General features: G+C 70.5%; 24 protein-coding genes. 13 read left to right on the top strand and 11 right to left on the bottom strand.

The window, feature by feature from the left end; genetic code table 11:
• Positions 1-120: 120 nt before the first annotated feature.
• A complete protein-coding gene (locus JOF43_RS02190) occupies positions 121-867 on the bottom strand; it encodes a TetR/AcrR family transcriptional regulator (RefSeq protein ID WP_209898470.1) in 747 nt (248 codons plus the stop codon).
• A 179-nt stretch (positions 868-1,046) separates the two neighbouring features.
• Between JOF43_RS02190 and groL the strand changes: the two genes are divergently transcribed.
• On the top strand, positions 1,047-2,678 hold the full coding sequence (groL, locus tag JOF43_RS02185) for a chaperonin GroEL (protein ID WP_209898467.1): 1,632 nt from the start codon (positions 1,047-1,049) through the stop codon (positions 2,676-2,678).
• Here groL and JOF43_RS02180 read toward each other — a convergent pair.
• The 3 genes from JOF43_RS02180 to JOF43_RS02170 all read right to left on the bottom strand — a co-directional run bounded on the left by JOF43_RS02180 (position 2,675) and on the right by JOF43_RS02170 (position 4,896).
• Positions 2,675-3,661 (bottom strand): IS481 family transposase, encoded by a 987-nt coding sequence (locus JOF43_RS02180; RefSeq protein WP_209898463.1) that lies wholly within the window; start codon positions 3,659-3,661, stop codon positions 2,675-2,677. The two genes, groL and JOF43_RS02180, sit on opposite strands and share 4 nt — an antisense overlap.
• A gap of 147 nt (positions 3,662-3,808) precedes the next feature.
• Positions 3,809-4,252, bottom strand: a complete 444-nt coding sequence (locus JOF43_RS02175; protein ID WP_142093233.1) for a nuclear transport factor 2 family protein — start codon at positions 4,250-4,252, stop codon at positions 3,809-3,811.
• A 32-nt stretch (positions 4,253-4,284) separates the two neighbouring features.
• Complete coding sequence (locus JOF43_RS02170) at positions 4,285-4,896, bottom strand: DJ-1/PfpI family protein (RefSeq protein ID WP_209898460.1); 612 nt, start codon at positions 4,894-4,896, stop codon at positions 4,285-4,287.
• A gap of 82 nt (positions 4,897-4,978) precedes the next feature.
• On the opposite strand from JOF43_RS02170, the gene JOF43_RS23110 reads away from it, so the two are divergent.
• Together JOF43_RS23110 and JOF43_RS02160 are read left to right on the top strand one after the other, a co-directional pair.
• Positions 4,979-5,911 carry a GlxA family transcriptional regulator gene (locus JOF43_RS23110; RefSeq protein ID WP_209898456.1) on the top strand — a complete coding sequence of 311 codons (933 nt, stop codon included), beginning with the start codon at positions 4,979-4,981 and terminating at the stop codon, positions 5,909-5,911.
• A 254-nt stretch (positions 5,912-6,165) separates the two neighbouring features.
• On the top strand, positions 6,166-7,494 hold the full coding sequence (locus tag JOF43_RS02160; protein ID WP_209898452.1) for a glycoside hydrolase family 32 protein: 1,329 nt from the start codon (positions 6,166-6,168) through the stop codon (positions 7,492-7,494).
• A 9-nt stretch (positions 7,495-7,503) separates the two neighbouring features.
• Here JOF43_RS02160 and JOF43_RS02155 read toward each other — a convergent pair whose 3' ends face one another.
• From JOF43_RS02155 to JOF43_RS02135, 5 genes are all read right to left on the bottom strand, one after another.
• Positions 7,504-8,619, bottom strand: a complete 1,116-nt coding sequence (locus tag JOF43_RS02155; RefSeq protein WP_209898449.1) for a PLP-dependent cysteine synthase family protein — start codon at positions 8,617-8,619, stop codon at positions 7,504-7,506.
• Positions 8,620-8,644: 25 nt separating this feature from the next.
• Positions 8,645-9,421 carry a GNAT family N-acetyltransferase gene (locus JOF43_RS02150; protein ID WP_209898446.1) on the bottom strand — a complete coding sequence of 259 codons (777 nt, stop codon included), beginning with the start codon at positions 9,419-9,421 and terminating at the stop codon, positions 8,645-8,647.
• A gap of 172 nt (positions 9,422-9,593) precedes the next feature.
• Complete coding sequence (locus JOF43_RS02145; protein ID WP_209898443.1) at positions 9,594-10,028, bottom strand: hypothetical protein; 435 nt, start codon at positions 10,026-10,028, stop codon at positions 9,594-9,596.
• A 95-nt stretch (positions 10,029-10,123) separates the two neighbouring features.
• A complete protein-coding gene (locus JOF43_RS02140) occupies positions 10,124-10,606 on the bottom strand; it encodes an SRPBCC family protein (protein WP_209898441.1) in 483 nt (160 codons plus the stop codon).
• A gap of 2 nt (positions 10,607-10,608) precedes the next feature.
• Positions 10,609-10,974: an ArsR/SmtB family transcription factor gene (locus tag JOF43_RS02135; protein ID WP_209898438.1), complete on the bottom strand. Its 366-nt coding sequence runs from the start codon at positions 10,972-10,974 to the stop codon at positions 10,609-10,611.
• A gap of 74 nt (positions 10,975-11,048) precedes the next feature.
• Between JOF43_RS02135 and JOF43_RS02130 the strand changes: the two genes are divergently transcribed.
• From JOF43_RS02130 to JOF43_RS02115, 4 genes are all read left to right on the top strand, one after another.
• Complete coding sequence (locus JOF43_RS02130; protein WP_209898435.1) at positions 11,049-11,960, top strand: hypothetical protein; 912 nt, start codon at positions 11,049-11,051, stop codon at positions 11,958-11,960.
• A 129-nt stretch (positions 11,961-12,089) separates the two neighbouring features.
• Complete coding sequence (locus JOF43_RS02125; RefSeq protein WP_209898432.1) at positions 12,090-12,761, top strand: hypothetical protein; 672 nt, start codon at positions 12,090-12,092, stop codon at positions 12,759-12,761.
• Between the two features lie 130 nt (positions 12,762-12,891).
• On the top strand, positions 12,892-15,099 hold the full coding sequence (locus JOF43_RS02120) for a 3-hydroxyacyl-CoA dehydrogenase NAD-binding domain-containing protein (RefSeq protein ID WP_209898428.1): 2,208 nt from the start codon (positions 12,892-12,894) through the stop codon (positions 15,097-15,099).
• 178 nt (positions 15,100-15,277) lie between these two features.
• Positions 15,278-16,219, top strand: coding sequence for a hypothetical protein (locus JOF43_RS02115; protein ID WP_209898426.1), 942 nt, complete (start codon positions 15,278-15,280; stop codon positions 16,217-16,219).
• A 160-nt stretch (positions 16,220-16,379) separates the two neighbouring features.
• On the opposite strand, the gene JOF43_RS02110 is transcribed toward JOF43_RS02115, so the two are convergent.
• Positions 16,380-17,603, bottom strand: coding sequence for an aminotransferase class I/II-fold pyridoxal phosphate-dependent enzyme (locus tag JOF43_RS02110; RefSeq protein WP_209898423.1), 1,224 nt, complete (start codon positions 17,601-17,603; stop codon positions 16,380-16,382).
• 65 nt (positions 17,604-17,668) lie between these two features.
• On the bottom strand, positions 17,669-18,373 hold the full coding sequence (locus JOF43_RS02105) for a GtrA family protein (RefSeq protein ID WP_342592061.1): 705 nt from the start codon (positions 18,371-18,373) through the stop codon (positions 17,669-17,671).
• A gap of 253 nt (positions 18,374-18,626) precedes the next feature.
• Between JOF43_RS02105 and JOF43_RS02100 the strand changes: the two genes are divergently transcribed.
• From JOF43_RS02100 to JOF43_RS02075, 6 genes are all read left to right on the top strand, one after another.
• Positions 18,627-19,427, top strand: coding sequence for a hydroxymethylpyrimidine/phosphomethylpyrimidine kinase (locus JOF43_RS02100; protein ID WP_209898420.1), 801 nt, complete (start codon positions 18,627-18,629; stop codon positions 19,425-19,427).
• Between the two features lie 121 nt (positions 19,428-19,548).
• Positions 19,549-20,358, top strand: a complete 810-nt coding sequence (locus JOF43_RS02095) for an amino acid ABC transporter ATP-binding protein (protein WP_281065006.1) — start codon at positions 19,549-19,551, stop codon at positions 20,356-20,358.
• Positions 20,359-20,434: 76 nt separating this feature from the next.
• Positions 20,435-21,418, top strand: a complete 984-nt coding sequence (locus JOF43_RS02090; protein ID WP_209898416.1) for a glutamate ABC transporter substrate-binding protein — start codon at positions 20,435-20,437, stop codon at positions 21,416-21,418.
• A 126-nt stretch (positions 21,419-21,544) separates the two neighbouring features.
• The gene (locus JOF43_RS02085) at positions 21,545-22,246 is read left to right on the top strand and encodes an amino acid ABC transporter permease (RefSeq protein ID WP_209898413.1); all 702 of its coding nucleotides are present in this window, start codon (positions 21,545-21,547) and stop codon (positions 22,244-22,246) included.
• Between the two features lie 99 nt (positions 22,247-22,345).
• Positions 22,346-23,173, top strand: coding sequence for an amino acid ABC transporter permease (locus JOF43_RS02080; RefSeq protein WP_209898410.1), 828 nt, complete (start codon positions 22,346-22,348; stop codon positions 23,171-23,173).
• A gap of 57 nt (positions 23,174-23,230) precedes the next feature.
• Positions 23,231-24,178, top strand: a complete 948-nt coding sequence (locus tag JOF43_RS02075) for a class II glutamine amidotransferase (RefSeq protein WP_209898407.1) — start codon at positions 23,231-23,233, stop codon at positions 24,176-24,178.
• Positions 24,179-24,262 lie beyond the last annotated feature (84 nt).

Raw genomic sequence — 24,262 nt, 5'->3', positions numbered from 1 at the left:
AGTCAGAGAGGGCGACATCCCCCTATCCTTCTCTGCCTGGGCTATCGATGTCCACCAAAGACCGATGGAGATCAGTGCTAGCGGCTGTGCAGTGGCGTCGGCCAAGTGCACGCGTAGGTGTCACATGATCTGTGGTGCTTGGGTGGTGGCTCCGTGCGAGGTGACGTTAATGGGCGCTTTCTGGGCAAGGCCAGCGAGAAGCAGGTCTGCGCTGTAGGAGAACTGCGCCCCCCAGTGGCCCGACTCGGTTGAGAGTTCTGCCATCGCGGGATAGGTCTCCGCGTTGGCGCGGAGGTGCTCGTGAACGGCTCGCCGAGCCGGCGACTCATCGCCGTGTTGCCATGATGTTTCGGCGGCGACTGAGCCGATCACTAGGTTTGAGACAGCTGCGGCTGACGCCGTGAGTTCGTCTCCGGTGAACCCTGCTCGCGCCAGCGCGGCATAGACGAACTCTGAGCGCGCCAGAGCTTCGGGCCCCAGGAGTGGCCGGCTGCTGGCCAGCGCTCCTGACCAGGGATGGGCAAGCAGGGCTGCGCGAAGGTTATGCATGAATGCACGGACGTCCTCTATCCAGTCGTCAGCGGGCCGCGTCGGTAGCGGCAGCTCGGCAAACACTGCGTCGACGGCGAAGTCGAGAAGATCGTCGCGAGCCGACACATGCCAGTAGAGGGTCGTGGGGTGCACATCGAGCGCGGCCGCAATGGAGCGCAAATTCAGTCCAGCGGGGCCACCGTGGTCGAGTTGGGACACGACTTCGGCAGCGATGCGTTCGCGGGTGAGGCCGTGCTGACCTCGTCGTGGCGGGCGCTGGCGCAGCCACACTGCCCCAGGCACCGAGGGGCCGGTGGCTGCCTTTTTCGGACTCATAGTCCTACACGGTAGGTCTATGACTTGCGCACAGGCAACTTAGTCCTACACAGTAGGACTCTGGCACTCGTCGTCTGCGAGTGCCAGACCGGATGGGGTGAGAGCGGCCGCATCAGGCTGGTCGTCCGTCGCGGGCACCCCGTCCGGTCACATCCGCTGGAAGGAAAGGGTCTGTAGTCATGGCAAAGCTCATTGCGTTCGATGAGGAAGCACGGCGCGGTATGGAGCGAGGTATGAATCAGCTCGCCGACGCCGTCAAGGTCACGCTCGGCCCCAAGGGTCGCAATGTCGTGCTCGAGAAGTCCTGGGGCGCCCCCACCATCACCAACGATGGCGTGTCGATCGCCAAGGAGATCGAGCTCGAGGATCCTTACGAGCGGATCGGCGCGGAACTCGTCAAGGAAGTCGCCAAGAAGACGGACGACATCGCTGGCGACGGCACCACCACGGCGACAGTGCTCGCTCAAGCACTGGTGCGAGAGGGGCTGCGCAACGTCGTTGCGGGGTCGAATCCGATGGCGCTCAAGAAGGGTATCGAAAAGGCCGCTGTCGCGGTCAGTCGCAGACTGACCGCGACCGCGCAGCCCATCGAGAGCCGCGAACAGATCGCCGCGTCTGCGTCGATCTCGGCAGGTGATCGTGGGATCGGCGAGCTCATCGCCGAGGCGCTGGACAAGGTCGGCAAGGAAGGCGTGATCACGGTCGAGGAGTCCAACACCATGGGCCTCGAGCTGGAGCTCACCGAGGGCATGCGGTTCGACAAGGGCTACATCTCGCCCTACTTCGTCACCGACGCCGAGCGCCAGGAGACCGTGCTGGAGGACCCCTACATCCTCCTGCTGTCCTCCAAGGTCTCCTCCGTCAAGGACCTGCTGCCGCTGCTGGAGAAGGTCATCCAGGCCGGCAAGCCGCTGGCGATCCTCGCCGAGGACGTCGACGGCGAGGCCCTCGCGGTCCTCGTCGTCAACAAGCTCAAGGGTTCCTTCAAGTCCGTGGCCGTCAAGGCACCCGGCTTCGGCGACCGCCGCAAGGCGATGCTGGAGGACATGGCGATCCTCACCGGTGGCCAGGTCATCGCTGAGGAGGTCGGCCTGAAGCTGGAGACCGCCGGTCTCGAGCACCTCGGCCAGGCGCGCAAGATCGTCGTGACCAAGGACGAGACCACCATCGTCGAGGGCACCGGTGACGCCGAGCGCATCGCCGGTCGCGTGTCGCAGATCCGTGCCGAGATCGAGAACTCCGACTCGGATTACGATCGCGAGAAGCTCCAGGAGCGTCTCGCGAAGCTGGCCGGCGGCGTGGCCGTCATCAAGGCCGGCGCGGCGACCGAGGTCGAGCTCAAGGAGCGCAAGCACCGCATCGAGGATGCCGTGCGCAACGCCAAGGCCGCTGTGGACGAGGGCGTTGTCGCCGGTGGCGGCGTCGCACTGGTCCAAGCCGGCATGAGAGACGCGGTCGAACAGATCAACCTGGACGACCCCGACGAAAAGACAGGCGCAGCAATAGTTCTCGTCGCACTCGATGCCCCACTCCGACAGATCGCCGCCAATGCCGGCCTGGAAGGAGGAGTGGTAGTCAACATCGTGCGCAACCTTCCAATCGGCGAAGGGCTCGACGCCGCGACAGGCGAGTACAAGGACCTCGTCGCTGCGGGCATCATCGACCCCGTCAAAGTCACCCGGGCGGCACTAGAGAACGCGGTCTCGATCGCTGCACTCTTCCTCACGACCGAAGCCGTGATCGCTAACAGTCCAGAGGACTCCACGCCGCCCACCAACGTGGAAGCCGGCATGGGAGGAATGGGCTTCTAGTTGTACTGATCGGGGACGTTGGTCAATCGTGAGAACGGCGGCTGGTTGCCGCAGGCCGTGTGCGGGCGGTGGTGGTTGTAGTAGTGCAGCCAGCTGTCGAGCTCACTGCGTCGTTCCGTCTCGGACGTGTAGCAGCGGGCATAGGCCCAGCCGTCAGCCAGGGTTCGGTGGAAGCGCTCGATCTTGCCGTTGGTCTGTGGCCGATACGGCCTCGTGCGCTTGTGCCTGATGCCGAGTTCTGCGCAGGTGTCTCGCCACAGGTGTGACCGGTAGGCGCCGCCGTTGTCGGACAGGACCCGCTCGACGGTGACCCCGCGGGCGTTGAACCACTCGACGGCCCTGACGAGGACGGCGGTGGCGGTGAGGGCGGTTTCGTCGTCGTGGATCTCGGCGTAGGCGACGCGGGAGTGGTCGTCGATCACGGTGTGGACGTAGGCCTTGCCCATGAGCGGATCCCGCCACTTGTTGCGGGGCTTGTCGGGTGTGGCGACTCGGTTGCGGTGGCCTTGTTGTCGGCCGACGTAGCGCCAGCCTCCACCGTCGGGGATGTTGCCGAGCTTCTTCACGTCGACGTGGAGCATCGCGCCGGGGTGGTCGTGCTCGTAGCGGCGGACGGGCTCCCCGGTGGCGCGGTCGACGTGGGAGAGCCGGTTCAGCCGGGCGTCGACCAGGATCCGGTGGACCGTGGACGGTGCGATCCCGAGCCGGCAGGCGAGCTGGACCGGGCCTTCGCGCAGTCGGAGGCGAAGCCGGATGCAGCGCTTCGCAGTTGCGTGGCTGGTCTTGTTCGGCGACCGGCGGGGCCGTGAGGAGCGGTCCTGCATGGACTGGCCGGTGCGGTAGCGGTCGGCCCAGCGCTTCACGGTGGGCCAGGAGACCTGGAAGCGGGCGGCGACCTCGCTGATCGGGAAGCCATCGTCGACCACGAGACGGCCGACGATCAGGCGGTGCCGGGGCGTGAGAGCGGCGTTGGGGTGGGACACGTAGAGCCTTTCGGATGCGAAAGCGGCCGGCGACCTTACGGTCGCCGGCCAGCTGGTTGGTGCTGTTACGCGGATGGTCCAGCCCCGGGGCATGCACCGCGCGTCATCTCGACAGACAGGGGCATCCGGTCGCGGGATGGTGGGGTGTTACCAGGTGGGAAGCTCGCCCTGGCCTGGGGTGACGCGTCGCTCCTCCTGGCTGATGGGACGGTCGTTGATGCTGGCTTCGCGATGGGTCATGTAGCCGTGCGCGTCGAAGCGCCACAGTTCGTTGCCGTAGGAGCGCCACCACTGGCCGTCATGGTCGTGCCATTCGTACTGGAATCGCACGGCGATCTGGTCGTCGGTGAACGCCCACAGGTTCTTGCGGAGTTGGTAGCCGAGTTCCCGATCCCACTTGTCGGTGAGGAAGGCGATCACCTGGTCGCGGCCGGTGATCGTCTGGTCACGGTTTCGCCAGACGGTGTCGACGCTGTAGGCCTGCGCGACCTTCTCGGGGTCGCGTGTGTTCCACGCGTCCTCGGCGGCCTGCACCTTGAGGGCGGCGGTTTCGGCGGTGAACGGCGGGGTGGGTTTACGGGTTTCGGTCATGTGATGGCTCCTTGCTCTGGGAAGGGGATGTGTCAGTGGTGTGTGGGCGTTGACCATGTGGGCGGCGCCGGGTGGTACTCGATGCCGTCCTGTACCTGTCGGGCGCGGCCGGGGCCGGCGAGTCGACCGACGAGGTGGAGGGCCATGTCGATGCCCGCCGAGACGCCGGCCGCGGTGACGATCTGCCCATCGTCGACCCAGCGCTGGTCGGGGCATGGCGTGATGGTCGGGTCGAGGGCGAGTAGCTCGTCGAACCTTGCGTGGTACGTGGTAGCCGGGCGTGCGTGCAGGAGCCCTGCGGCGGCAAGTATCAGGGCCCCGGTGCAGACACTGCTCACCAGGGCACCGCTCTCGGCGGCGTCGCACAGCCACCGCAGGTGGTCAGTGTCCGCAAGGCGTGCCCTGGTGCCGCGTCCTCCCGGCTCCACGATGAGGTCCGGGCGCGGCACCGCTGCCTTGGCTGCGGTGGGAACCACCTGGAGTCCCTTGGCGCAGCGGCGGGGCTGGCCGTCATCCGTGGCCAGGTCCACCCGCCAACCATCGGCCGGATACGTCTGAGTCCAGTACGACAGCACTTCCCACGGGCCGACGGCGTCGAGTTCCTCCGTACCGTCGAACAGGTCGATCACGATGCGCTTGCTCATGGCATCAACCCTGCCGGGGCGCCTTGCCCAGTGCGAGCGGCAGGAATGACGTAGTGCGCGCAATTCCTGCCATGATCGGTGCGTGCCACACCACGTCGTCGCCCTCGCCCTGCCCGGAGTGGTCGCCTTCGACCTGTCGACGGTTGCCCAGGTCTTCGGGCATCCCGCCGAAGAGGAGTACACCTTCGCGGTGGCGGCGCCCGACGGTGATGACGTCATGACCTCCAGCGGATTCAGCATCGGCGCCGTCCATGACCTGGATGCGTTGGCCCACGCCCGCACGGTCATCATCCCTGGCTACCGGCCCCATCACCGTCCTCATGGCGACACGCTGAGGGTGCTCCGCAACGCCTACCAGCGCGGCACGAGAGTCGCGTCGGTGTGCACTGGCGCCTTTGCCCTCGCTGCAACCGGGCTCCTTGACGGGCTGACCGCCACCACGCACTGGCAGGACGCCGGGGAGTTGCAGCGGTTGTACCCCGAAATCACGGTGCAGCCCGATGTGCTCTACGTGGACCACGGACAGGTCGCCACCAGTGCCGGCGTGGCCGCCGGAATCGACCTATGCCTGCACCTGGTGCGCAGGGACCTTGGGGAGCGGGTCGCCGCCCGTATTGCCCGCCGCATGGTGGTACCGCCCCACCGAGCAGGCGGCCAGGCCCAATACATCGAGCCAGCGGCAGCTCCCACGACACACGGTTTCGCCGAGCTCACCGACTGGATCGTGGACCACCTCGAGCAGAGGCTCAGCGTCGCCGATCTGGCGCGCCATGCGCACTTGTCCGAACGGCAGCTCGCGCGGCGCTTCGTTGCTGAGACGGGACAGACCCCTCTGCAATGGATCCTGCACCAGCGGGTTCTTGCTGCCCGACGCCTACTGGAAAACAGCAGCCTGCCAATGGACGTCATTGCGCAGCGCACCGGCTTGGGAACAGCAAGCACGCTACGGCGTCACCTGCGTCGAGAGATCGACGTGACTCCCACGAACTACCGGCGCACCTTCCGCGCTGACTAAGTACGGGTCGATCAACCTCTCCGGTCACTACATCTAGTAGCAGACGGCCGTTGGGGCTGGCGAGATCCCGCCAGCCCCAACGATGGGATGAGCCTCCTGCACGCGGCTCGGCCCGAGGAATAATTCTCGATCGAACGATGCTGGTCCCCGGTAACGGGTGATGACGCGGACTCGCGGGCCTAGGCCTCACCGACGCACTGTCCCCGCACGCCTGCGACGAGTCGCCAGGACCAACTGACCAGGAGCGACCATCCATGGCCGAGACCCTCGACCCCTGCTTCCCCGCCCTGCACCGCGTCCACCCGCGCGGCTGGCTCAACGACCCCAACGGGATCCTCCGCACCGCCGACGGCCGGTGGCATGTGTTCTTCCAGCACAACCCCCGCTCGGCCCGCCACGAGCACATCTGCTGGGGGCACATGTCCTCCCCGGACCTGGTGACCTGGCGCGAGGAACCGATGGGACCGAGCCCTCGCCCCGGGGAAGCGGATCAGGACGGCTGCTGGAGCGGCGTCGGCCTGCTCGACGCCGCCGCTGACACCGCCGCGTACACCGCCGGGGTTCCCACCCTCGTCTACTCCGGGGTCGACGGGGTGGAGAACCAGCTCGCCCGGGTCCTCGTCGCGCGTCTGGATCCGGCCGGGACCGAGCTGATCGCGCCGGGCACCGTCGCGGCCGACATCCCGGAGATCCCCGGGCTGATCGGCGTGCGCGACCCCTTCGTCCTCGAGCACGGCGGCAGACGCTGGGGGATCCAGGGCGCCGGGATCCGGGAGGCCGGCGGATTCGTCCCCGTCTTGCTGCTGTACACCTGCGACGACCTCGAGCGCTGGGAGTATGTCGGCGAGCTGCTGCGCGGCGATGACCCCGTGGCCGCCGAGCACGCGCCGGCCGACCTCTGGGAATGCCCGCAGCTCGTGCCCGTGGACGGACGCTGGGTGCTGCTGCTGTCGCTGTGGCGCCATCCCGAGCGGAGCGGACGCTCCACGGTCCAGGTGAATCACCTCGTCGGCGACCTCGCCCTCGATGACGGAGGCATCCCCCGCTTCGTCCCGACGGGCGGAGGCCGCGTCGACCTCGGCCCGGACTTCTACGCGCCGCAGGCCGTCCTCGACCGCGACCGGGTGCTGCTGTGGGGCTGGTCCTGGGAGGGCCTCGAGCGCAGCCAGGAGCAGACCGACGTGCAGGGCTGGGCCGGCGCGCTGACGTTCCCGCGGGAACTCCGGCTCGACGGCGGCACCCTGCTGTCGCGGGTCCCGGCGGAACTCACGGCGCTGCGCAAGGAGCTGCTCGAGCTCCCGGCCGGGAACGTCCTCGACCTGCGAACCCCGGCGCGGGTCGAGGTGCGCACGCGCGGCAGGGTCCAGGTGGAGATCCACGCGGCGGACGGCACGGCCACCGAAGTGCTCGCGGCCGACGACGGCCCGGCCACCGTGTTCCTGGACGGAAGCCTGCTCGAACTCCTCCCGGACGGAGCGCCACCGTGCACCGTGCGGCTCTACCCGGGCGCCGGGGATCTCGTGCGAGTGCGCGGCGACCTCGAGGGGGCCTGGGCGCTGGAGAGGCCCGACGTGCGGAGCTGACCGTGCGACTCAGTGGTTCCCGATCGGCAGCTTCCGCTCGAGCACGGCCCGCCACGGGCCCAGGTCCCAGCCCTGGGCCGCGACCCAGTCGTCGTCGAAGTAGGTGTCGGTGTACCGGTCGCCGGCATCGCACAGCAGTGTGAGCACCGAACCGCTCTCGCCGCGCTCGCGCATCTGTGTGACCAGGTGCGCGACCGCCACCAGGTTCGTGCCCGTGGAGGCCCCGACCCGTCGGCCGAGACGCTCGGAGAGGTACCGGGCCGCCGCGACCGAGGCCGCATCGGGCACCCGGATCATGCGGTCGACCGCCCCGGGCACGAAGCTCGGCTCCATCTGCGGACGGCCGATGCCCTCGATGCGGGAGCCGGCCGCGGTGGTGCGGGAGGGGTCTTCGTGCACCCATCCCTCGAAGAAGGCGGAGTTCTCGACATCGGCGACGCACAGCCCGGTGGACAGACGGCGATAACGCAGGTAACGGCCGAAGGTGGCGCTGGTGCCGCCGGTGCCGGCACCGACGACGATCCAGCGCGGCACCGGATGCGGCTCGAGCTCCAGCTGACCGAAGGCGCTGACGGCGATGGAGTTGTTGCCGCGCCAGTCCGTGGCCCGCTCGGCGTGGGTGAACTGGTCGAGGAAGAGCCCACCGAGTTCATCGGCCAGGCGCTGGGCCTCCCGACTCATGAGCTCGGCGCGGTCAACGACGTGGCACCGACCTCCGGCCGATTCGATGAGCGAGATCTTGCGGGAGCTGGTGCCGCGCGGGATCACCGCGATGAAGGGGACCTCGAGCATGCGCGCCACATGCGCCTCGCTGACGGCGGTCGACCCCGAGGACGCCTCGATCACCGGCATTCCCGGCCTCAGCCACCCGTTGACCAGGGCGAACAGGAACAAGGACCGGGCGAGACGATGCTTCAGGCTGCCGGAGGCATGGCTGGACTCGTCCTTGAGGTACAGCTGGATGTCCCAGTCGGCCGGCAGATCGACCGTGACCAGGTGGGTATCGGCCGAGCGGCGGTCGTCGGCCTCGAGCCGGTGGATCCGCTCCGCCACCCAGGCCCCCAGTCCGTCGTCGCTGCGGTCGATGTCCTCGAGCTGTGCCAGCAGAGTCGCCTCGTCATCCATGCGATGACCGTAACGGGTCGACAGCTCAGGGCGTGCGTACGGCTCCGAACATCAGGCGGCGCCGCAGAGCGAATCCGAGCTTCTCGTACCCGGCGATGGCCGAGGTGTTGGTGGCCGAGGCGTGCAGGAGCGCCTTCTCGCCACGCTGCTGGATGCCGAAGGCGACGTCGAGCACGAGGCGCGAGGCGAGTCCCTGGCGGCGATGCTCCTCGTCGACCGCGACGGCGCTGATCTCGGTCCAGCCCTCGGGGTGCAGGCGCTCGCCGGCCATCGCGATCAGCCGTCCGGCGCGGCGGATCCCCACGTAACGGCCGAGCTCATGGGTGCGCGGCAGGAACGGGCCGGGCCGGGTCCGCTCGACCAGCTCGAGCATGTCGGTGGCGTCGGCCTCGCCGAGCTCGATCGCCTCCTCGTCGGGCCGGGTCTCGAGGTGCTCGGTCTGGACGAGCTGCACGCCGGGGATGGAGAACACCGGGGCCCAGCCGTCGGGCAGCAGCGGATCCGCGTGGGAGACGCTCACGGTCGCCTCGTGACCGAAGACGTCGAGGATCGCGTCCCACACCTCCGGGTGGTCCCAGTCCTTGACCCCCACGAAGGGGGAGACGTCGTCCGGGAAGCGCCGGACCAGCTCGTTCCCGATCGCGAGGTGGCCGTGGCGGCCGGTCAGCGAGGACCAGGCGGGGTTGTCCAGCACGGCGTCGGCGGCCGCCGTCCCGGGCGTGGGCCCGCCATCGGTCGACGAGTCCGCGTCGCGGGCGCTCACGTGCAACGGCTCGGCGGGGGAGGCGTTGTGCAGGTCCATGCGTGCTCCTGGATCACGGGGTCCCGATCGACGGGGGCGACGGGCGTCGACGGCACGGTACTCCGCAGGGCCGGTGTCGATGAAGAGTCGCGTCATCCGGCGTGACGTACCCGTCGGTGCGCAGGCTGTGCGCGCCGACTCGCGGTGGGCGGCGGTGGCACCTGGCGCGACCTCAGGCGCTCGCCGGCGCGGGGCGCTCCTGCACCGTGCGACGGGTGAGGATCCGGTCCTCCCAGCGTATGGACAGGAAGAAGGCGGCGCCCACAGTGAGCCCTGTCAGCGTGCGCAGGGCGAGCAGTGCGTCGTGCGGGAAGAGCAGGATCGCCAGCCACAGGGCGATCGTGAGCAGCAGCAGCAGCGCCGACGGCAGGTCGACGGAGAAGGCCGAGGCGCCTGCGCGGCCGTGGCGACGGTCCGCCCAGGTGGTGAGCAGCGTGGCCGCGGCGATCAACAGTGCGCCGGCGCCCAGGCCGCCGGGCAGAGGGAGCACGGCGAGCATCGCGAGCGCTCCGAGAGTGGCCAGCGCGCCCGCCACCAGATGCGTCGACAGCGGGATGCGGGTGGTCGCTCGTGCGGCGCGGCCTGAGGCCGGGTCCGATGCGTGCATGCTCGCCTCCTGGGTGTGCTCCGCCCACCGTAGAACCGCTCGGCGCCCCCTGTCACGTGACAGAGGGCGCTGAGCGGCGGTGTGGCGAGCGCGGTTCAGGCGACCAGGTCGTCGATCTGATCGATCGCCGAGCGCGAGCCCTCCTCGACGCCCATGTCGAGCACGGTCTGCAGCTCCTCGCGGCTCTTGTACGAGGTCACGTAGACCGCCTGTGTCCCGCCGTCCGTCGCACGGAGGGTGCTCACGCAGGTCGATATGGGCAGCTCGGTGTTCGGGGTGAAGTCCTCGTGGGCGAAGCCGTCCTCGTAGGAGAACGAGGAGGGCTCCTCGACCGAGAGCACCTTCCAGTAGCCGTAGTGACGCTCCCCCTCGGGGCTGGTCATGTAGTAGGTGACGTGGCCGCCCGGGGTGAGGTCGTGGTCCACGACCGTGGCCGGGTACTCCTTCGGCCCCCAGACCTTCTCGAGCTGGCGCGGATCCGCATAGATGTCCCAGATACGCTGCACGGGGGCGGCGAACTCCGCGGTGATGGTGAGGGTGAGCGCCTCGATATCGTGGCTGATGTCGGTGACGGGCATGGTCAGTCCTTCCGGTGGGGCGGGGGAGCCGGGGCCGGGTCGGCCTCGGCGGCCAGGAGCTCGTCGATGCGGGCGATGTGCTCGCGCCGCTCGGCTTCCAGCTCGGTGAGGAGATCGGAGACGGAACGCAGGGCGTCGGCGTCGCCGCAAGCCAGGCTCTCCCGGCCGCGACGACGCTTCGTGATCAGGCCGGCCCCTTCGAGCACCGCGACGTGCTTCTGCACTGCGGTCAGGCTCATGGAGTAGTTCCTGGCCAGGGACGAGACCGACTGTTCTCCCGTCAGCACCCGCCGCAGGATGTCGCGGCGGGTCCGGTCCGAGAGAGCGTGGAACCAGGCGTCGGCCCGGTCGTCGTCGATCTGATGCATACCCGAAACCTACAACCGAATGGTTGTATGTGGCAAGGGGTGTCCCGCGGTCGAGTGCGCCGTATGCTCGAGGCATGGCGCAGCAGCGGGGGAGGTTGCCCGACTACGACTGGGCGGGACCCCCCGCCCCCTCGGAGCCGGAGCCCCTCGCCCTGCCTCCTTCCGACGGTGGCCCCTGGTCCGACGCGGGCCCCTGGTCCGACGGCGCCCCGTGGTCCGACGGAGGAGGGACGACGGCGCCCGCGGCACCCGACGGCGCCGGATTCGGGGCGCCCCGCTTCGAGTATCCCGACGAGGACGATCCCGAGCCACCCTCTCGCGGGCTCCCTGCCTGGTCCATCGTCGCGCTCGTCGCCCTGCAGGTTCTCGCGCTGGTCGGCACGGTCGGCCTGGTGGTCGGGGGTGTGCTGCGCCTGACCGAGGAGGACCCCGTCCCGAGCGCCGGTCCGCCGTCCACGTCGGCCGGGCCGTCCTCGTCAGCTCCTTCGGACGCGGCGGATCCCCAGCGCGGGCCGGGCGTGGTCACCGACGCCGCCGGCACGGAGCTGAGTGACGGGACCGGGCGCTACGAGGATCCGGCTCGGATCGGCGAGCACACCTTCAGCTGGCGTGCCTGGACCGACGGCAGGCTCAGCGTGAGAGGCCTCGAGGTCGACAGGGACGCGACCCTGCCCGGCGCCGACGGCGCCGACGTCGTCGAAGAGGGGTACCGACTGCTCACCGTCACCTACGAGGTCCGGTACGAGGGCTCCGGCCAGCTCGCCCCGGCCGAGGAGCTGTGGCTGACCGGCGAGTCGGATCGCGCGTACTACCAGGACATCTCCCAGGGGCTGGTCCCCGATCCGATGCGCGACGTCCCGCCTCTGGGCAGCGGCGAGAGCGCCGAGTTCCGTAGCGTCTTCGTGGTGCCCGAGACGGACCTGGAGGGCTTCCGGCTCGGCGTGGAGACCTACAGCGGCGAGCCGCTCTACTACGCCGTGCACTGACCGGATCCCTCCGCGGGGCGGGGCACCACGTGCGCTAACGTGAGGTCGGTCGCGGGCCTGCGCGGCCGATGCCTGCCACGCCGAGAAGGGGGAGCCCGGCGCTGCGCGCCACGGCCCATCATGAACCAGATGCCACCCACCGAGCCGCTCAGCGCAGGAGCCCCACCCCGCACCCAGGCCCAGCGGACCTCGCGCTCGCCGTTCTACCTCACGGTCGGCTGCGCCTCCGTGGTCCTCGGGCTGGTCCTCGGCATCGGAGGCTTCTTCGGCGTGCGGGCGGTCACCGCCGGCGAGGCGACCGAGCCCACCGCCACCGGCCCCACCCAGGGCGAGACCCTCGAGACGGCACCTGTCGGGCGCGACGCGGCGGTCTCTCTCGGCGTCACCATCCCCCACGCCTCGCCCGACAAATTCCCCGGCGAGGCCGAGATCGCCCTCGCCGAGACCGACTGGGACGCGACCGAGGACGTCGCCGCGGCCAACGAGTTCAACCCGGCGCCGCCGTCGGGCGCGAAGTACATCAGGGTCACCGCGGAGGCGACCTACCACGGAGAGGGCGCGCTCTCGCCCCTGGACTGGATAGGGGTGCAGTACGTCGACCCCGACGGCGGTGAGCACTTCCGGACCTATGTCGTCACGGAGACGGACGCCGACCTGCCCGCCGAGGTCGCGGACGGCGAGAGCTTCCGGGACTCCTTCGTGTTCCAGATCCCCGAGGACACCCGGGCCGGTGGGCACATCGTCGTCCTCCCGGACCTGATGCACGGGCTGGACGAGGGCGCCTGGGTCGAGCTCGCCTGAGACCGACGGCCCCTCGGTCGCGGTGGACAGCGGCGGCCGCCCTGAGGCATGATCTACCTGAAACCCGCGGTATCAGACAACCGTGCGGGGAACCGCCTCCCCTCGACGACGAGATCGCGAAAGGTCACTGATGAGCAGCTACACCGAGCACGTCACCCGAGTCCTCACGGAGGATCGCGAGCATCCCGGACTGGGCACGGTGGCCGTGCTGACCTTCGCCCCGCCGGAGGGTGAGGAGAAGCGTCCCGCGACCCTCGGCCCCCGCTCCCTCGAGGCCGTCACCGGCGCCCTCGCTGCCGCGCTCGACCGCGCCGAGGCCGGCGAGATCCAGGCGATCGCCCTGACCGGGACCGGCCGAGTGTTCCTCGCCGGCGCCGACCTGTCGATGTTCTCCGACCCCACAGTGGTCGCGAACGTCGAGGACATGACCAGAGCCGTGCACGACCTGCAGGTCCGTGTGCGCGCCAACCCTGTGCCAGTGCTCGCGCACCTCAACGGCGTCGCCCTCGGCGGCGGGCTCGAGGTCGCGCTCATGGCCGACGTGCGCACCGTGGTCGAGAACGTCAAGGGCCTCGGGGTGCCGGAGACCAGTCTGGGCATCCTGCCCGGCTGGGGCGGCACCACGCTGCTGCAGTCCGTCGTCGGCCCCGAGACCGCCGTGCGGATGATCCTCGAGGACCCCGCGCGCGACAAGCAGCTGAACGCCGAGCAGGCCCTCGAGGCCGGGCTCGTCGACGAGATCGCGGCCGACCTCGACGAGGCCCTCGACGAGTTCGCCGCGCTGGTCGCCGCGCACATCGACGTCGACGAGGCCGATACCGACGTGGTCGACCCGGCGGTCGCCGAGGCCGCGGCCGACGTGACCGCCGTCCCCGGCGCCTGGGGCGACCGCACGGCGCCGCTGCCCGGTGTCGACACCCCCGAGGCCGAGGCTCTGCTCGACGCGCTCGACGCCGCGCACGGCAGCGCCGAGACCCGCCGCACCTGGGCCGCCCGCCTCGAGGGGCAGGGAGCGCCCGCCGTCGGTCGCGCCCTCACGCTGCTGCAGAAGCTGCCCGGATCCACCCTGCCCGAGGCCCTCTCCCGTGAGGCCGATGCGCTCGCCGAGCTGGTCCGCTCCGACGCCGCCGCGGCCTCCCTGTACTCCGCCGAGCTGCTGCGCCATGGCAAGCCCGGGCGGGCTCCGGTCGACGGGGCCCGCGAGATCCGCCGCGTCGGTGTGGCCGGAGCCGGCCTCATGGCCTCCCAGATCGCCGCGCAGCTGGCACTGGGACTCCAGGTGCCCGTGGTGATGCGGGACCTCGACGAGTCGATCGCCGCCAAGGGCCTGACCTCGGCGCGCGACGTGATCGCCCAGGCCGCCGCCCGCGGTCATCTCGACGAGGACACCGCCACGCAGGTCGCCGGGGCCCTGTCGGCCACCACCGACCTGCAGGAGCTCGCCGGCTGCGACCTCGTGCTGGAGGCTGTCCCCGAGGTCCTCGACATCAAGAAGTCCGTGTTCGCCGAGCTCGAGAGCGTGCTGGATCCCGAGGCGCTGCTGGTCACGAACACGTCCTCGCTGTCGGTGACACGGATGTCCGAGGGGCTCGCCCATCCCGAGCGCGTCGTCGGCCTGCACTTCTTCAACCCCGTCGCCAAGATGCTGCTGGTCGAGGTGGTCCACACCGAGGCGACCGACGGGGCCACGCTGGCCACCGGGCTCGAGGTCGCGCGCCGCCTGCGCAAGTTCGCCGTGCGCAGCGCCGATGCCCCCGGCTTCGTCGTCAACCGTCTGCTGTTCCGCGTCCTGGGTGCGGTGCTCGCCTCCGTCGACGCCGGTGCGGACCCCGCCGAGGTGGACGCCTCCCTGGATGCCCTCGGGCTGCCGATGCGGCCCTTCGCCCTGCTCGACCTGGTGGGCCTGGGGGTCGCCGACCATGTCGGCGCGGTGCTCCGCGGGGAGCTCGGCGACCGCTTCCACGCTTCCCCGGGCCTGCACGCCATGGTGGAGAAGGGGGCACGCTTCACCGAGCACAGCAAGAGTGCCGTCCATCCGCCGGTCTCCCCGACCGTCGCCGAGACCTTCGCGACCGACGCCGCCTCCGGCTCCGCGGCGCAGGCCCTCGTGGGCGACGCGCTGCTCGAGCGGGTCCGCGACGGCCTCGCCGAGGAGATCGCGATCATGCTGGACGACGGTGTCGTCGAGCGCCCCGAGCAGATCGACCTGGCGCTGATCCTCGGGGCCGGCTTCCCCCGCCACCGCGGCGGCATCACCCCCTACCTCGACGCCTCCGGCGCCGCCGAGAAGGCGGCCGGGCGCACTTTCCACGGGGAGCTGTTCACCGCGCAGCGGTGAGAGCGATGGTCGGAAGTCAGGGACGTCACCGCTCCTCGGCGATGCCCGTGCCCTGACCGCCGGCCGGGCCTGTCGCCTCAGGACGTACGATGTCGCGATCGGGCCGGTGGAGCCCGACCTTACGCAGTCGTGCCGCAAGAGAGGGGACGGCGCCGCGCGTGCGGCGCCGGTGAAGACCATGTCGCAACCACCGCAGAACGGATGGGGCCAGCCCCCGCCCGATGATTCCCACGGCCAGCCCTCCCCGAACGGCGGCTACGGCCAGGGTCAGTTCGGGGGCTACGGCCAGGGCCAGGCCAGTGGCTACGGCCAGCCGGGTGCTTTCGGCCAGGACGCCTCGCCCGCGCCCTCGTTCGGGGGCGCCGGAGGCGGATTCCCGCCGCAGGGGCCGGAGAAGACGGGCCCCGGGAAGGTCCCGCTCCTGATCTGTGCCGGCTGCGCGCTGCTCGCGCTCCTGCTCGTCATCCTCGGCGGCGGTATCTTCCTCTTCATCCGGAGCGGGGGTGGGGGGACCGACGGCGGGGAGACCACGCAGTCCGAGCCGGCGGGGGACGAGACGTCCGAGCAGCCGACGGACGCAGAGACCTCGGAGCAGCCGACGGACCAGGAGACGTCCGAGCAGCCGGCGGATGATGCCACCTCGGAGGGGGCGACCGAGGAGGCCGCCGCGGGCGCCGGCACCAAGGACGACCCCTACGCCGTGGGCGCGACGTTCACGCTCGAGGACGGCGAGGGCGGAACCTATGACGTGACGGTCGGCGAGGTCGATTGGGACGCGACCGACGCCGTCATGGAGGCGAACCAGTTCAACACCGAGCCCTCCGACGGCGAGACCTACATCCTCATCCCGCTCGAGCTGACCTATCACGGCGACAGCAGCGCCGAGGTGTTCAGCGCGGTGACCGTGCAGTACGCGACGAGCGGCGGCGACGTCTACGAGGACCTGGGCACGACCATCACTCCCCACGACTCCCTCGACGTGGAGTCGCTCTCCGACGGGGACACTGGTTCCTGGGAGATGGGGATGATCGTGCCGGAGGACCAGGTCAAGGACGGCGCAGTCGTCGTCGACACGTGGCTCAACGCGGAGGACGAGCCGGCCTGGGTCGCCGTCTCCTGAGCCGGCCTCCGGACCGCATTCGGCCCGCCGGTTCCCCGGTCTCCCGGGAAGCCGGCGGGCCGTCGTCGTGTGCGGTGCCGCGGTGGGAGGGACCGATGCGGTTCACCATCGGGGGCCGCAGGCGCGGCTCAGGGACGGTGCGCTGCCCATGCCTCGTCCTTCAGCGGCGAGGTGCCGCCCAGGCCTCGAGCCGCTCGAGGGAGCGCTCGAGCGTGGGGCGGTCCTTGCAGAAGGCCAGGCGCAGGTAGGAGGAGGCCTCGCCGGCGTGGCCGTCGCGGTAGAAGGCGGACAGCGGGATGCCGACCACGCCGGCCTCGCCCGGCAGGCGCTCGCACAGCGCGGCGGCGTCGGGCTCCCCGAGGCTCGCGGCGTCGGCCACCGCGAAGTATCCCGCCTCCGGCACGCTGACCCGGAAACCGATCGACCGCAGTCCGTCGGTGAGCAGATCGCGGCGCCCGCGCAGGTCCTGGGCGAGATCATGGAAGGCCGCGGGCGGCATGGCGAGGCCCGCCGCCACGGCCGGCTGGAACGGAGCGCCCGAGGAGTAGGTCAGCCACTGCTTGGCGCCGAGAATCGCGGTGACCAGCTCCGGCCGCGCCGTGACCCAGCCGATCTTCCAACCGGTCACCGAGAAGGTCTTGCCGGCGGAGGAGATCGACACGGTGCGGTCCTGGGCCCCCGGCAGCGTCGCGATCGGCAGGTGCGCGGGGCCGAAGGTGAGGTGCTCGTAGACCTCGTCGGTGACGATCAGGGCGTCATGGGCGATCGCCTCCTCGACGATCGCCTGCATAGCGCCCACCCACAGCATCAGCCCGGTGGGATTGTGCGGGGTGTTCAGCAGCACCATCCGGGTGCGGTCGGTGAAGGCGGCCCGGAGGTCGTCCTCGGCGACATCGAGCACCAGATCGCCCGCCTCATCGGTGCGGGAGCTGATCGGGACCGTGCGGTGCACCCCACCGGCGAGGGCGATGAGCGCGGCGTACTGGTCGTAGAAGGGCTCGAGGGTCACCACCTCGTCGCCCGGCTCCAGCAGCGCCAGCATCGTCGCCGCGAGCGCCTCGGTGGCACCGGTGGTCGCCAGCACCTCGGTTTCCGGGTCCCAGTGCAGGCCGTACCACTGGGCCTGGTGACGGGCGACCGCCTCGCGCAGCTCGAGCTCGCCGAGGCCCGGCGGGTACTGGTTGCGGCCGGCGCGGATCGCGGCGATCGCGGCATCGGCCACCACGGCGGGCGGGTCGTCATCGGGGAAGCCCTGGCCCAGGTTCAGCGCCCCGGTCGCGACGGCCTTGGCGGACATCTGGGCGAATACGGTGGGGCGGGCCTCGCCGTCGACGAGCAGGCCGGCGGCCTGCGAGGCGCGCATCCAGGGGCCGGTGGTGTCCATGCCCCGAGTCTGTCAGAGACCCGGCACCGTCGCGGGGTCGTCCGCAGAGCCGTGCCCGGTGGGGCTCAGCGGCGGGGGAAGACGAAACGGCCGTAGGTGACGTACCGGAAGGAGGTCGAGACGGCCTGGCCGATGAGCGTGCCCGAGATGTTGTCGGCCAGCACCGAGTCCAGCCCCAGCACGTACCGCGAGAAGCCCAGGCAGGACAGCTGCAGCCCGGAGGCGATGACGTTGATGAGGATGAACAGCATGATCGAGCGGGTGGTGTCCGGTCGCGGCCGGTCCCCGAAGGTCCACAGCCGGTTGCCCAGATAGGTCAGGCACGAGGCGGCGGCGATCGTGAGCACCTTCGCCGTCAGCGGGTTGCCGTGCATGAGGCCCTCGCCCCAGCCCTCCGTCGGGTGCCAGAACACCAGCACGTTGTACATCGCCGCGTCCAGCAGGAAGACGACGCCGCCGACGAGCAGGAACTTCAGCGTGGAACCGAGATGCTCGTCGAGAAGGGTGCGCGCGGCGCCGGCGAACCGGCCGCGCGAGCTCGTGCGGGGGGAGCGGGCCGAACGGCGCCGCCCGGGGGCCGCGGAGTCCTCGTCCGCGGCTAGCTCCAGCGACGAGCAGGAATCCCACCGGTTCGGGGACGGGGGAGCGGTGCCCGTCGCCGAGGCCTCCTCGGAGACGGGAGCGGTCCCGGTCGCCGCGTGGCGGGACATGGGGGAGGCCGCGGGCCGGGTCGGGTCCGCGATCTCCGCCTGCGGGTCGGGCGTCAGCACGCCCGGCACTGTACCCGAGGCGTTAGGATCGACGTCCTGCCGCGGCGGCGGGTCGGAGGGACCTCACATCGGGTCCCCGGGCCGGTCGCCCGCGTCACGACCGCTGCGACGGGTCCGACGGGACGTCGGCGCCCTGGGAGCGCGCGGTCACGGCCGTCACGTCGGCCCCGACCCGACTCGTCGAACCCGGCGAGCCCGTCGAGCACGGTCGGCGTGCGGCGACCTCACGATCACCGCGCAGGAAGAGATCCTCATGACCCACGTCGCCCTCACCATCGCCGGCTCCGAGACCACCGGAGGCGCCGGCGCGCAGACCGACCTGAAGACGTTCCACCAGCTGGGAACCTTCGGCACAGCGGCGCTGACCTGCATCGTGTCCTTCGACCCGAGCAACGACTGGGCGCACCGCTTCGTGCCGGTCGAGCCCCAGGTGATCACCGACCAGATCGAGGCCACCACCGCCGTGCACGACATCGACACGGTGAAGATCGGCATGCTCGGCACCCCCGCCACGATCGACGCGGTCGCCGCCTCCGTCGCCGAGCGCTCCTTCACCCACGTGGTGCTGGACCCGGTGCTGATCTGCAAGGGCCAGGAGCCCGGGGCCGCCCTGGACACGGACAATGCGCTGAAGTCGCAGATCCTGCCGCTGGCCACGTTCGTGACGCCCAATCACTTCGAAGCGCTCTCGCTCTCCGGGATGGAGAGCATCGAGTCCGTCGCGGACCTCACCGAGGCGGCGCGGCGCATCCACGAGACCTACGACGTGATCGTGCTGGCCAAGGGCGGCGTGGTGCTCGAGGGCGAGGACGCGGTGGACGTCTTCCACGACGGGGAGCAGACCGTGGAGCTGCGCAGCCCCAAGATCGGTCAGGAGCGGGTCTCCGGTGCCGGCTGCACCCTGGCCGCTGCCGTCACCGCCGAGCTCGCCCAGGGCGCGACCCCGCTCGAAGCCGCCCGCGTGGCCAAGGACGTCGTCACCAGCTCCATCGAGCACCGCCAGGGCGGTCACGCCCCCTTCGAGGCCGTCTACCAGGGCGCGTACCGGGCCTGAGAGCCGGCATGCGGGTGGCCGGCCGTGGCCCGTTCGCCTGACCGGTCACGAAAACGTTCCGACATGCGGTCCGTCGTGTCGTGATCTGGACAGGCGTCCTCGGCACGCGCATTCTCGGACCATGAGCGACAGCAGCACGCCCCCGGGGACACCCCGCGCCGGGAGCGCGACCGCCGGCCCGACGAAGCAGATCGGCGAGCCGCTGATCTCGGCGCGCGGGGTCGACAAGTTCTTCGGCGACTTCCAGGCGCTGAAGGACATCGACCTCGACATCCACCGCGGGGAGGTGGTGGCGCTGATCGGCGCCTCCGGCTCCGGCAAGTCCACCCTGTGCCGCTGCCTGAACCGCCTGGAGACCATCACCCACGGGGAGATCACCGTCGACGGCCGGCCGCTGCCGGAGGAGGGCAAGGAGCTGACGGAGCTGCGCAGCGACGTCGGCATGGTGTTCCAGTCCTTCAACCTGTTCCCGCACCTCAAGGCCGTCGACAACATCACCCTGGGGCCGCGCCGGGTGCGCGGCGTCAGCAAGGCGGCGGCCGAGAAGCTGGCGAGGGAGCTGCTCGAGCGGGTGGGCCTGACCGACAAGGCGAACTCCCTGCCCGCCGCGCTCTCGGGAGGTCAGCAGCAGCGTGTGGCGATCGCCCGCGCCCTGGCCATGGCGCCCAAGGCGCTGCTCTTCGACGAGCCCACCTCGGCGCTGGACCCCGAGGTCATCCACGAGGTCCTCGACGTCATGACCGAGCTCGCCGAGCAGGGTATGACGATGCTCGTGGTCACCCACGAGATGGGCTTCGCCCGCCATGTCTGCGACCGCGTGGTCTACCTGGACCAGGGCGAGATCGTCGAGCAGGGCGATCCCGAGGAGTTCTTCACGGATCCCCGCAGCGACCGGGCCCAGGCCTTCCTCAGCAAGATCCTCGCCCATTGACCCCCCGCACCTGCTCGGCACCCGTCGGGCCGCCATCCCCGCTCCGCCCGGAGCGACTGACGAATCGGAGAGATCCATGACCCCCAGCACCTCCCGACCCGGTCGTCGCGCCGTCGTGGCGGCGGCCGCGGCACTGCCGTTCGGCGCTGCTCTGGCCGCCTGTTCCTCCGACACCGGTTCCGGCCCCGACCTCGGCGGAGGCGCCTCCGACGGTGGCGGCGAGGGCACCCCCTACGGCGACGCCATCGCCTCCGGTCCCCTCGCCTCCGAGGACGCCGTCGCCGCCAGCGCATGGGCCACCGCCATCAAGGACAACGGCAAGCTGGTGCGCGGCGGCACTCTCGCCAATCAGGTGTTCTCCCTGGCCAGCACCACCGGGGAGGATCCCACCGGCTTCGACGCCGGCATCACCCAGCTGCTTTCCCGGTACATCCTCGGCGAGGACGGGGCGGAGAAGGTCGAGTACATCGACACCACCGTCGAGACCCGCGAGACGATGGTCGAGAACGGCACCGTGGACTGCGTGATCGCCACCTACTCGATCACCCCCGAGCGGCTCGAGGTGATCGACTTCGCCGGCCCCTACTACCTCTCCGGCACCGCCATCCAGGTGCGCACCGAGGACAAGGACTCGATCTCCGGCCCCGAGGACCTCACCGGGCTCGAGCTCGTCACCCAGGCGAACTCGACCGGGATCCAGGCCATCGAGGAGAACGTGCCCGACCACGATCCCGACAAGGTCCAGACCCTCCCGGACAACGAGTCCTGCGTGGCCGCGCTCAAGCAGGGCCGCTCCGACGCGTACGTCCTGGACCAGGGAGTGCTGCTGGGCAACTCCAAGGCCGACCCCGACGTCACGGTGGTCGGCGAGCCCTTCGTCGACGACCCCTACGGCATCGGGCTGTCCACGGAGCACGAGGACGCCGCGGACTTCGTGAACACCTTCCTGCAGGAGATCATCGACTCCGGCACCTGGGAGGCGCTGTGGACCGCCACCGTCGGCGAGGTCGTCGACGGGGAGGCTCCCGAGCCGCCCACCCCCGGGGACCTGCCCGTCTGATCCGCCGACGGCGGGACGTGCCCGCGTGCACCGGAGGCGGCCCGCCGCCCGCGCACCGACCCGCCGCCTGCGCCTGTGCACCGAGGTCTCCCGCCGTCCGGCCCCGCCCGCATCGAGAGGGTTTGCATGGAAGCCATCGCCGAGAACACCCCCCTGCTGCTGCAGGGCATCGCGTACACCGTCGCGCTGACCCTGCTCGGCTATGTGCTCGCGCTCGTCGTCGGCACCGCCCTCGCGGTGTGCCGCGTCAGCCCGATCCCGCCGCTGCGCTGGGCGGCGACGGTGTACGTCGAGATCTTCCGGAACATCCCGCTGCTGAGCCTGCTGATCCTCATCTCTTTCGGCCTGCCCGACGTCGGCCTGCGCCTGCCCTACTTCTGGTGCGGCGTTCTCGGCCTGACGCTGTCCTCGGCCGCCTTCGTGTGCGAGAACGTGCGCTCGGGCATCAACACCGTGCCCGTCGGCCACGCCGAGGCCGCCCGCTCCATCGGGCTCGGCTTCTTCGGCACTCTGCGGTACGTGGTGCTCCCGCAGGCCTTCCGCACCATGATCCAACCCCTGGTGAACGTGTTCATCGGCACCGTGATCGGCTCGGCGCTGTGCTCGGCGATCGCGGTCAGCGAGATCACCTGGGTCACCCAGACCCTCAACATCCAGTACGCGCAGGCAGTGCTCATGTTCCTGGTCGCCGGAGCCGTCTATCTCGGCATGTCCCTCGGCGGTGCGGCCCTCGGCGGCGCCCTCGAGCGTGCTGTCTCCCCGGGCGGCGATTCCGAGCGCGGCAGGGACCGCAAGGCGCTGGACGTCACCGCAGGAGCGCAAGCATGATCCCCGGTCGACGAACTGCGAGGCACGAGCGGGAGGAGATGGGGTCATGAACCTCCCCGGTCGACGAACTGCGAGGGACGAGCGGGAGGAGATGGGGTCATGACAACCACCAGCAACTCCGCCACGCAGGTGCTCTTCGACGCCCCCGGGCCCAAGGGGCGCCGACGCATCCTGCTGCTGTCCCTCCTCAGCACGGTGGTGATCCTGGGCCTGATCGCCGGCGGGCTGTGGCAGTTCGCCGAGAACGACCAGCTGGATCCGAACAAGTGGGTCGTCTACCTGCGGGTCGACTACCTCGCCTTCCTCGGCCGCGGGCTGTTGGGCACGCTGCAGGTCACCGCGGTCGCGGCCGTGGTCGCCTTCCCCTTCGGCCTGCTGCTGGCCCTGGCCCGCCTCTCACGGTTCAGGCTCCTGCGGGCCCCGGCCGCCACCTGGATCGAGTTCTTCCGCGGCATCCCGATGCTGCTGGTCGTCTACGCCTTCCTGCTGGCGCTGCCCGCCTTCGGCGTCACCCTCCCACGGTTCTGGATGCTGGTCATCCCGATGATCCTGGTCTCGGCCGCGACCACCGCCGAGGTGTTCCGCGCCGGCATCAAGGCCGTCGACCGCGGTCAGCACGAGGCCGCCGCCGCGATCGGTCTGGGCCGACGCGACGCCCTGGTCCACGTGATCCTGCCGCAGGCGGTGCGCCTGGTGCTGCCCAGCCTGATCCTGGCCCTGGTCACCCTGTTGAAGGACTCCACCCTCGGCTACGTGGTCAGCGTCAACGAGCTCCAGTTCCAGGGCAAGACGATGGTCTCGATCACGCGTTACCTGGTGCAGACCTACGTGGTCGTCTCCGTCATCTACATCGTGCTGAACTTCCTGCTCACCCGTATCGCGCTCGCCCTCGACGCCCGGATGAAGGCGCGCGCGACCGCGGGCTGAGCCCGTCCTTCGTCCCGAGGTCCGGTCCTGCCCCTGCTCGCGAAAGCTGGTGCCCCCATGTGCCGTCTGCTCGGCGTCGTCTCCCGTGGCCCCATCGCCCTGGACCGGGCCGTGGGGGAGGAGATCGAGCCCTTCACCGCTCAGTCCGAGGTCCACCGCGACGGCTGGGGCGTGGCCTGGTTCGACGACGAGGACGGCCGGGAGCGTCAGGACCGACAGGGTGAACCGGGCGGCAGCGGTGACGCGGACGCCAGAGCTGACCCGGAGAGCGGCGCTGACCACGGCGGTTCGGCCGACCACGGTAGTTCGGCCGACCACGGTGGTTCGGCTGACCACTGCGGCCGAGGCGCGCGGCTCGCGAACCCCCGTCGGCCGCAGACCCGCCGCCACCTCGACGTGGCACGGGAATCCGCCGCCTATCGCGAGGCGATCGCCGCCGCGCGGGGGCCGATGATGCTCGTGCACCTGCGCCGCGCCAGTCCTGGTCTGCCGATGGAGATCGCGAACACCCACCCGTTCCGGGAGGGGGAGACGGTCTTCGCGCACAACGGCCAGTTCGACCTCTCCGCACCGCTGCGCGAGGCGATCCTGGCCCGCGGGGGCCGTACCCCGGAGGGCACCACCGACTCCGAGCTGTTCTACTCCCTGATCACCCTCCACCAGCGTGAGCACGACCTCGCCGCGGCGGTGCAGCACGCCGCGGCCGAGCTGACCGCGCTGTGCCTGCACCACGGCGCCCGGGTACCGGAAGCGCTGAACTGCCTGGTGATGACCCCCGACCTGATGGTCGCCTACCAGCAGCACGACCCTGCGCAGGCGGCGCGCCACCAGGTGGCCGACATGTACGCCCTGCGCTACCGCATCGACGCCGACCGCGTCATCGTCGCCTCCACGGGCATCCCGCAGACGGGCCACCTCGAGGTCGGCGAGGGACAGGCGCTGGTGATCGAGCGCTCCGACCTCAGCGTCGCCGTGCGCCCCGCGCTGGAGGAGACCGGGCGCTGAAGCGCGCGACAACCGCTGCCTCGTCGGGGCGATGGCGTAGTGTCGAACTCACCGGATCTCCAGGCCGGGCGGCGATCTACCCGT

Source organism: Brachybacterium sacelli (genome assembly GCF_017876545.1).
GTDB lineage: Bacteria > Actinomycetota > Actinomycetes > Actinomycetales > Dermabacteraceae > Brachybacterium > Brachybacterium sacelli.
This window is presented reverse-complemented; position numbering and strand designations above follow the sequence as displayed.

Bases quoted from the DNA above. Each gene is read 5' to 3' on its own strand.
- JOF43_RS02100 (WP_209898420.1), top strand. From the start codon at position 18,627: ATGACCCACGTCGCCCTCACCATCGCCGGCTCCGAGACCACCGGAGGC.
- JOF43_RS02170 (WP_209898460.1), bottom strand. From the start codon at position 4,896: ATGAGCAAGCGCATCGTGATCGACCTGTTCGACGGTACGGAGGAACTC.
- JOF43_RS02160 (WP_209898452.1), top strand. From the start codon at position 6,166: ATGGCCGAGACCCTCGACCCCTGCTTCCCCGCCCTGCACCGCGTCCAC.
- JOF43_RS02115 (WP_209898426.1), top strand. From the start codon at position 15,278: ATGTCGCAACCACCGCAGAACGGATGGGGCCAGCCCCCGCCCGATGAT.
- JOF43_RS02190 (WP_209898470.1), bottom strand. From the start codon at position 867: ATGAGTCCGAAAAAGGCAGCCACCGGCCCCTCGGTGCCTGGGGCAGTG.
- groL (WP_209898467.1), top strand. From the start codon at position 1,047: ATGGCAAAGCTCATTGCGTTCGATGAGGAAGCACGGCGCGGTATGGAG.
- JOF43_RS02110 (WP_209898423.1), bottom strand. From the start codon at position 17,603: ATGGACACCACCGGCCCCTGGATGCGCGCCTCGCAGGCCGCCGGCCTG.
- JOF43_RS02175 (WP_142093233.1), bottom strand. From the start codon at position 4,252: ATGACCGAAACCCGTAAACCCACCCCGCCGTTCACCGCCGAAACCGCC.
- JOF43_RS02085 (WP_209898413.1), top strand. From the start codon at position 21,545: ATGGAAGCCATCGCCGAGAACACCCCCCTGCTGCTGCAGGGCATCGCG.
- JOF43_RS02130 (WP_209898435.1), top strand. From the start codon at position 11,049: ATGGCGCAGCAGCGGGGGAGGTTGCCCGACTACGACTGGGCGGGACCC.
- JOF43_RS02150 (WP_209898446.1), bottom strand. From the start codon at position 9,421: ATGGACCTGCACAACGCCTCCCCCGCCGAGCCGTTGCACGTGAGCGCC.
- JOF43_RS02135 (WP_209898438.1), bottom strand. From the start codon at position 10,974: ATGCATCAGATCGACGACGACCGGGCCGACGCCTGGTTCCACGCTCTC.
- JOF43_RS02125 (WP_209898432.1), top strand. From the start codon at position 12,090: ATGCCACCCACCGAGCCGCTCAGCGCAGGAGCCCCACCCCGCACCCAG.
- JOF43_RS02095 (WP_281065006.1), top strand. From the start codon at position 19,549: ATGAGCGACAGCAGCACGCCCCCGGGGACACCCCGCGCCGGGAGCGCG.
- JOF43_RS02080 (WP_209898410.1), top strand. From the start codon at position 22,346: ATGACAACCACCAGCAACTCCGCCACGCAGGTGCTCTTCGACGCCCCC.
- JOF43_RS02090 (WP_209898416.1), top strand. From the start codon at position 20,435: ATGACCCCCAGCACCTCCCGACCCGGTCGTCGCGCCGTCGTGGCGGCG.
- JOF43_RS02075 (WP_209898407.1), top strand. From the start codon at position 23,231: ATGTGCCGTCTGCTCGGCGTCGTCTCCCGTGGCCCCATCGCCCTGGAC.
- JOF43_RS02145 (WP_209898443.1), bottom strand. From the start codon at position 10,028: ATGCACGCATCGGACCCGGCCTCAGGCCGCGCCGCACGAGCGACCACC.
- JOF43_RS02120 (WP_209898428.1), top strand. From the start codon at position 12,892: ATGAGCAGCTACACCGAGCACGTCACCCGAGTCCTCACGGAGGATCGC.
- JOF43_RS02155 (WP_209898449.1), bottom strand. From the start codon at position 8,619: ATGGATGACGAGGCGACTCTGCTGGCACAGCTCGAGGACATCGACCGC.
- JOF43_RS02140 (WP_209898441.1), bottom strand. From the start codon at position 10,606: ATGCCCGTCACCGACATCAGCCACGATATCGAGGCGCTCACCCTCACC.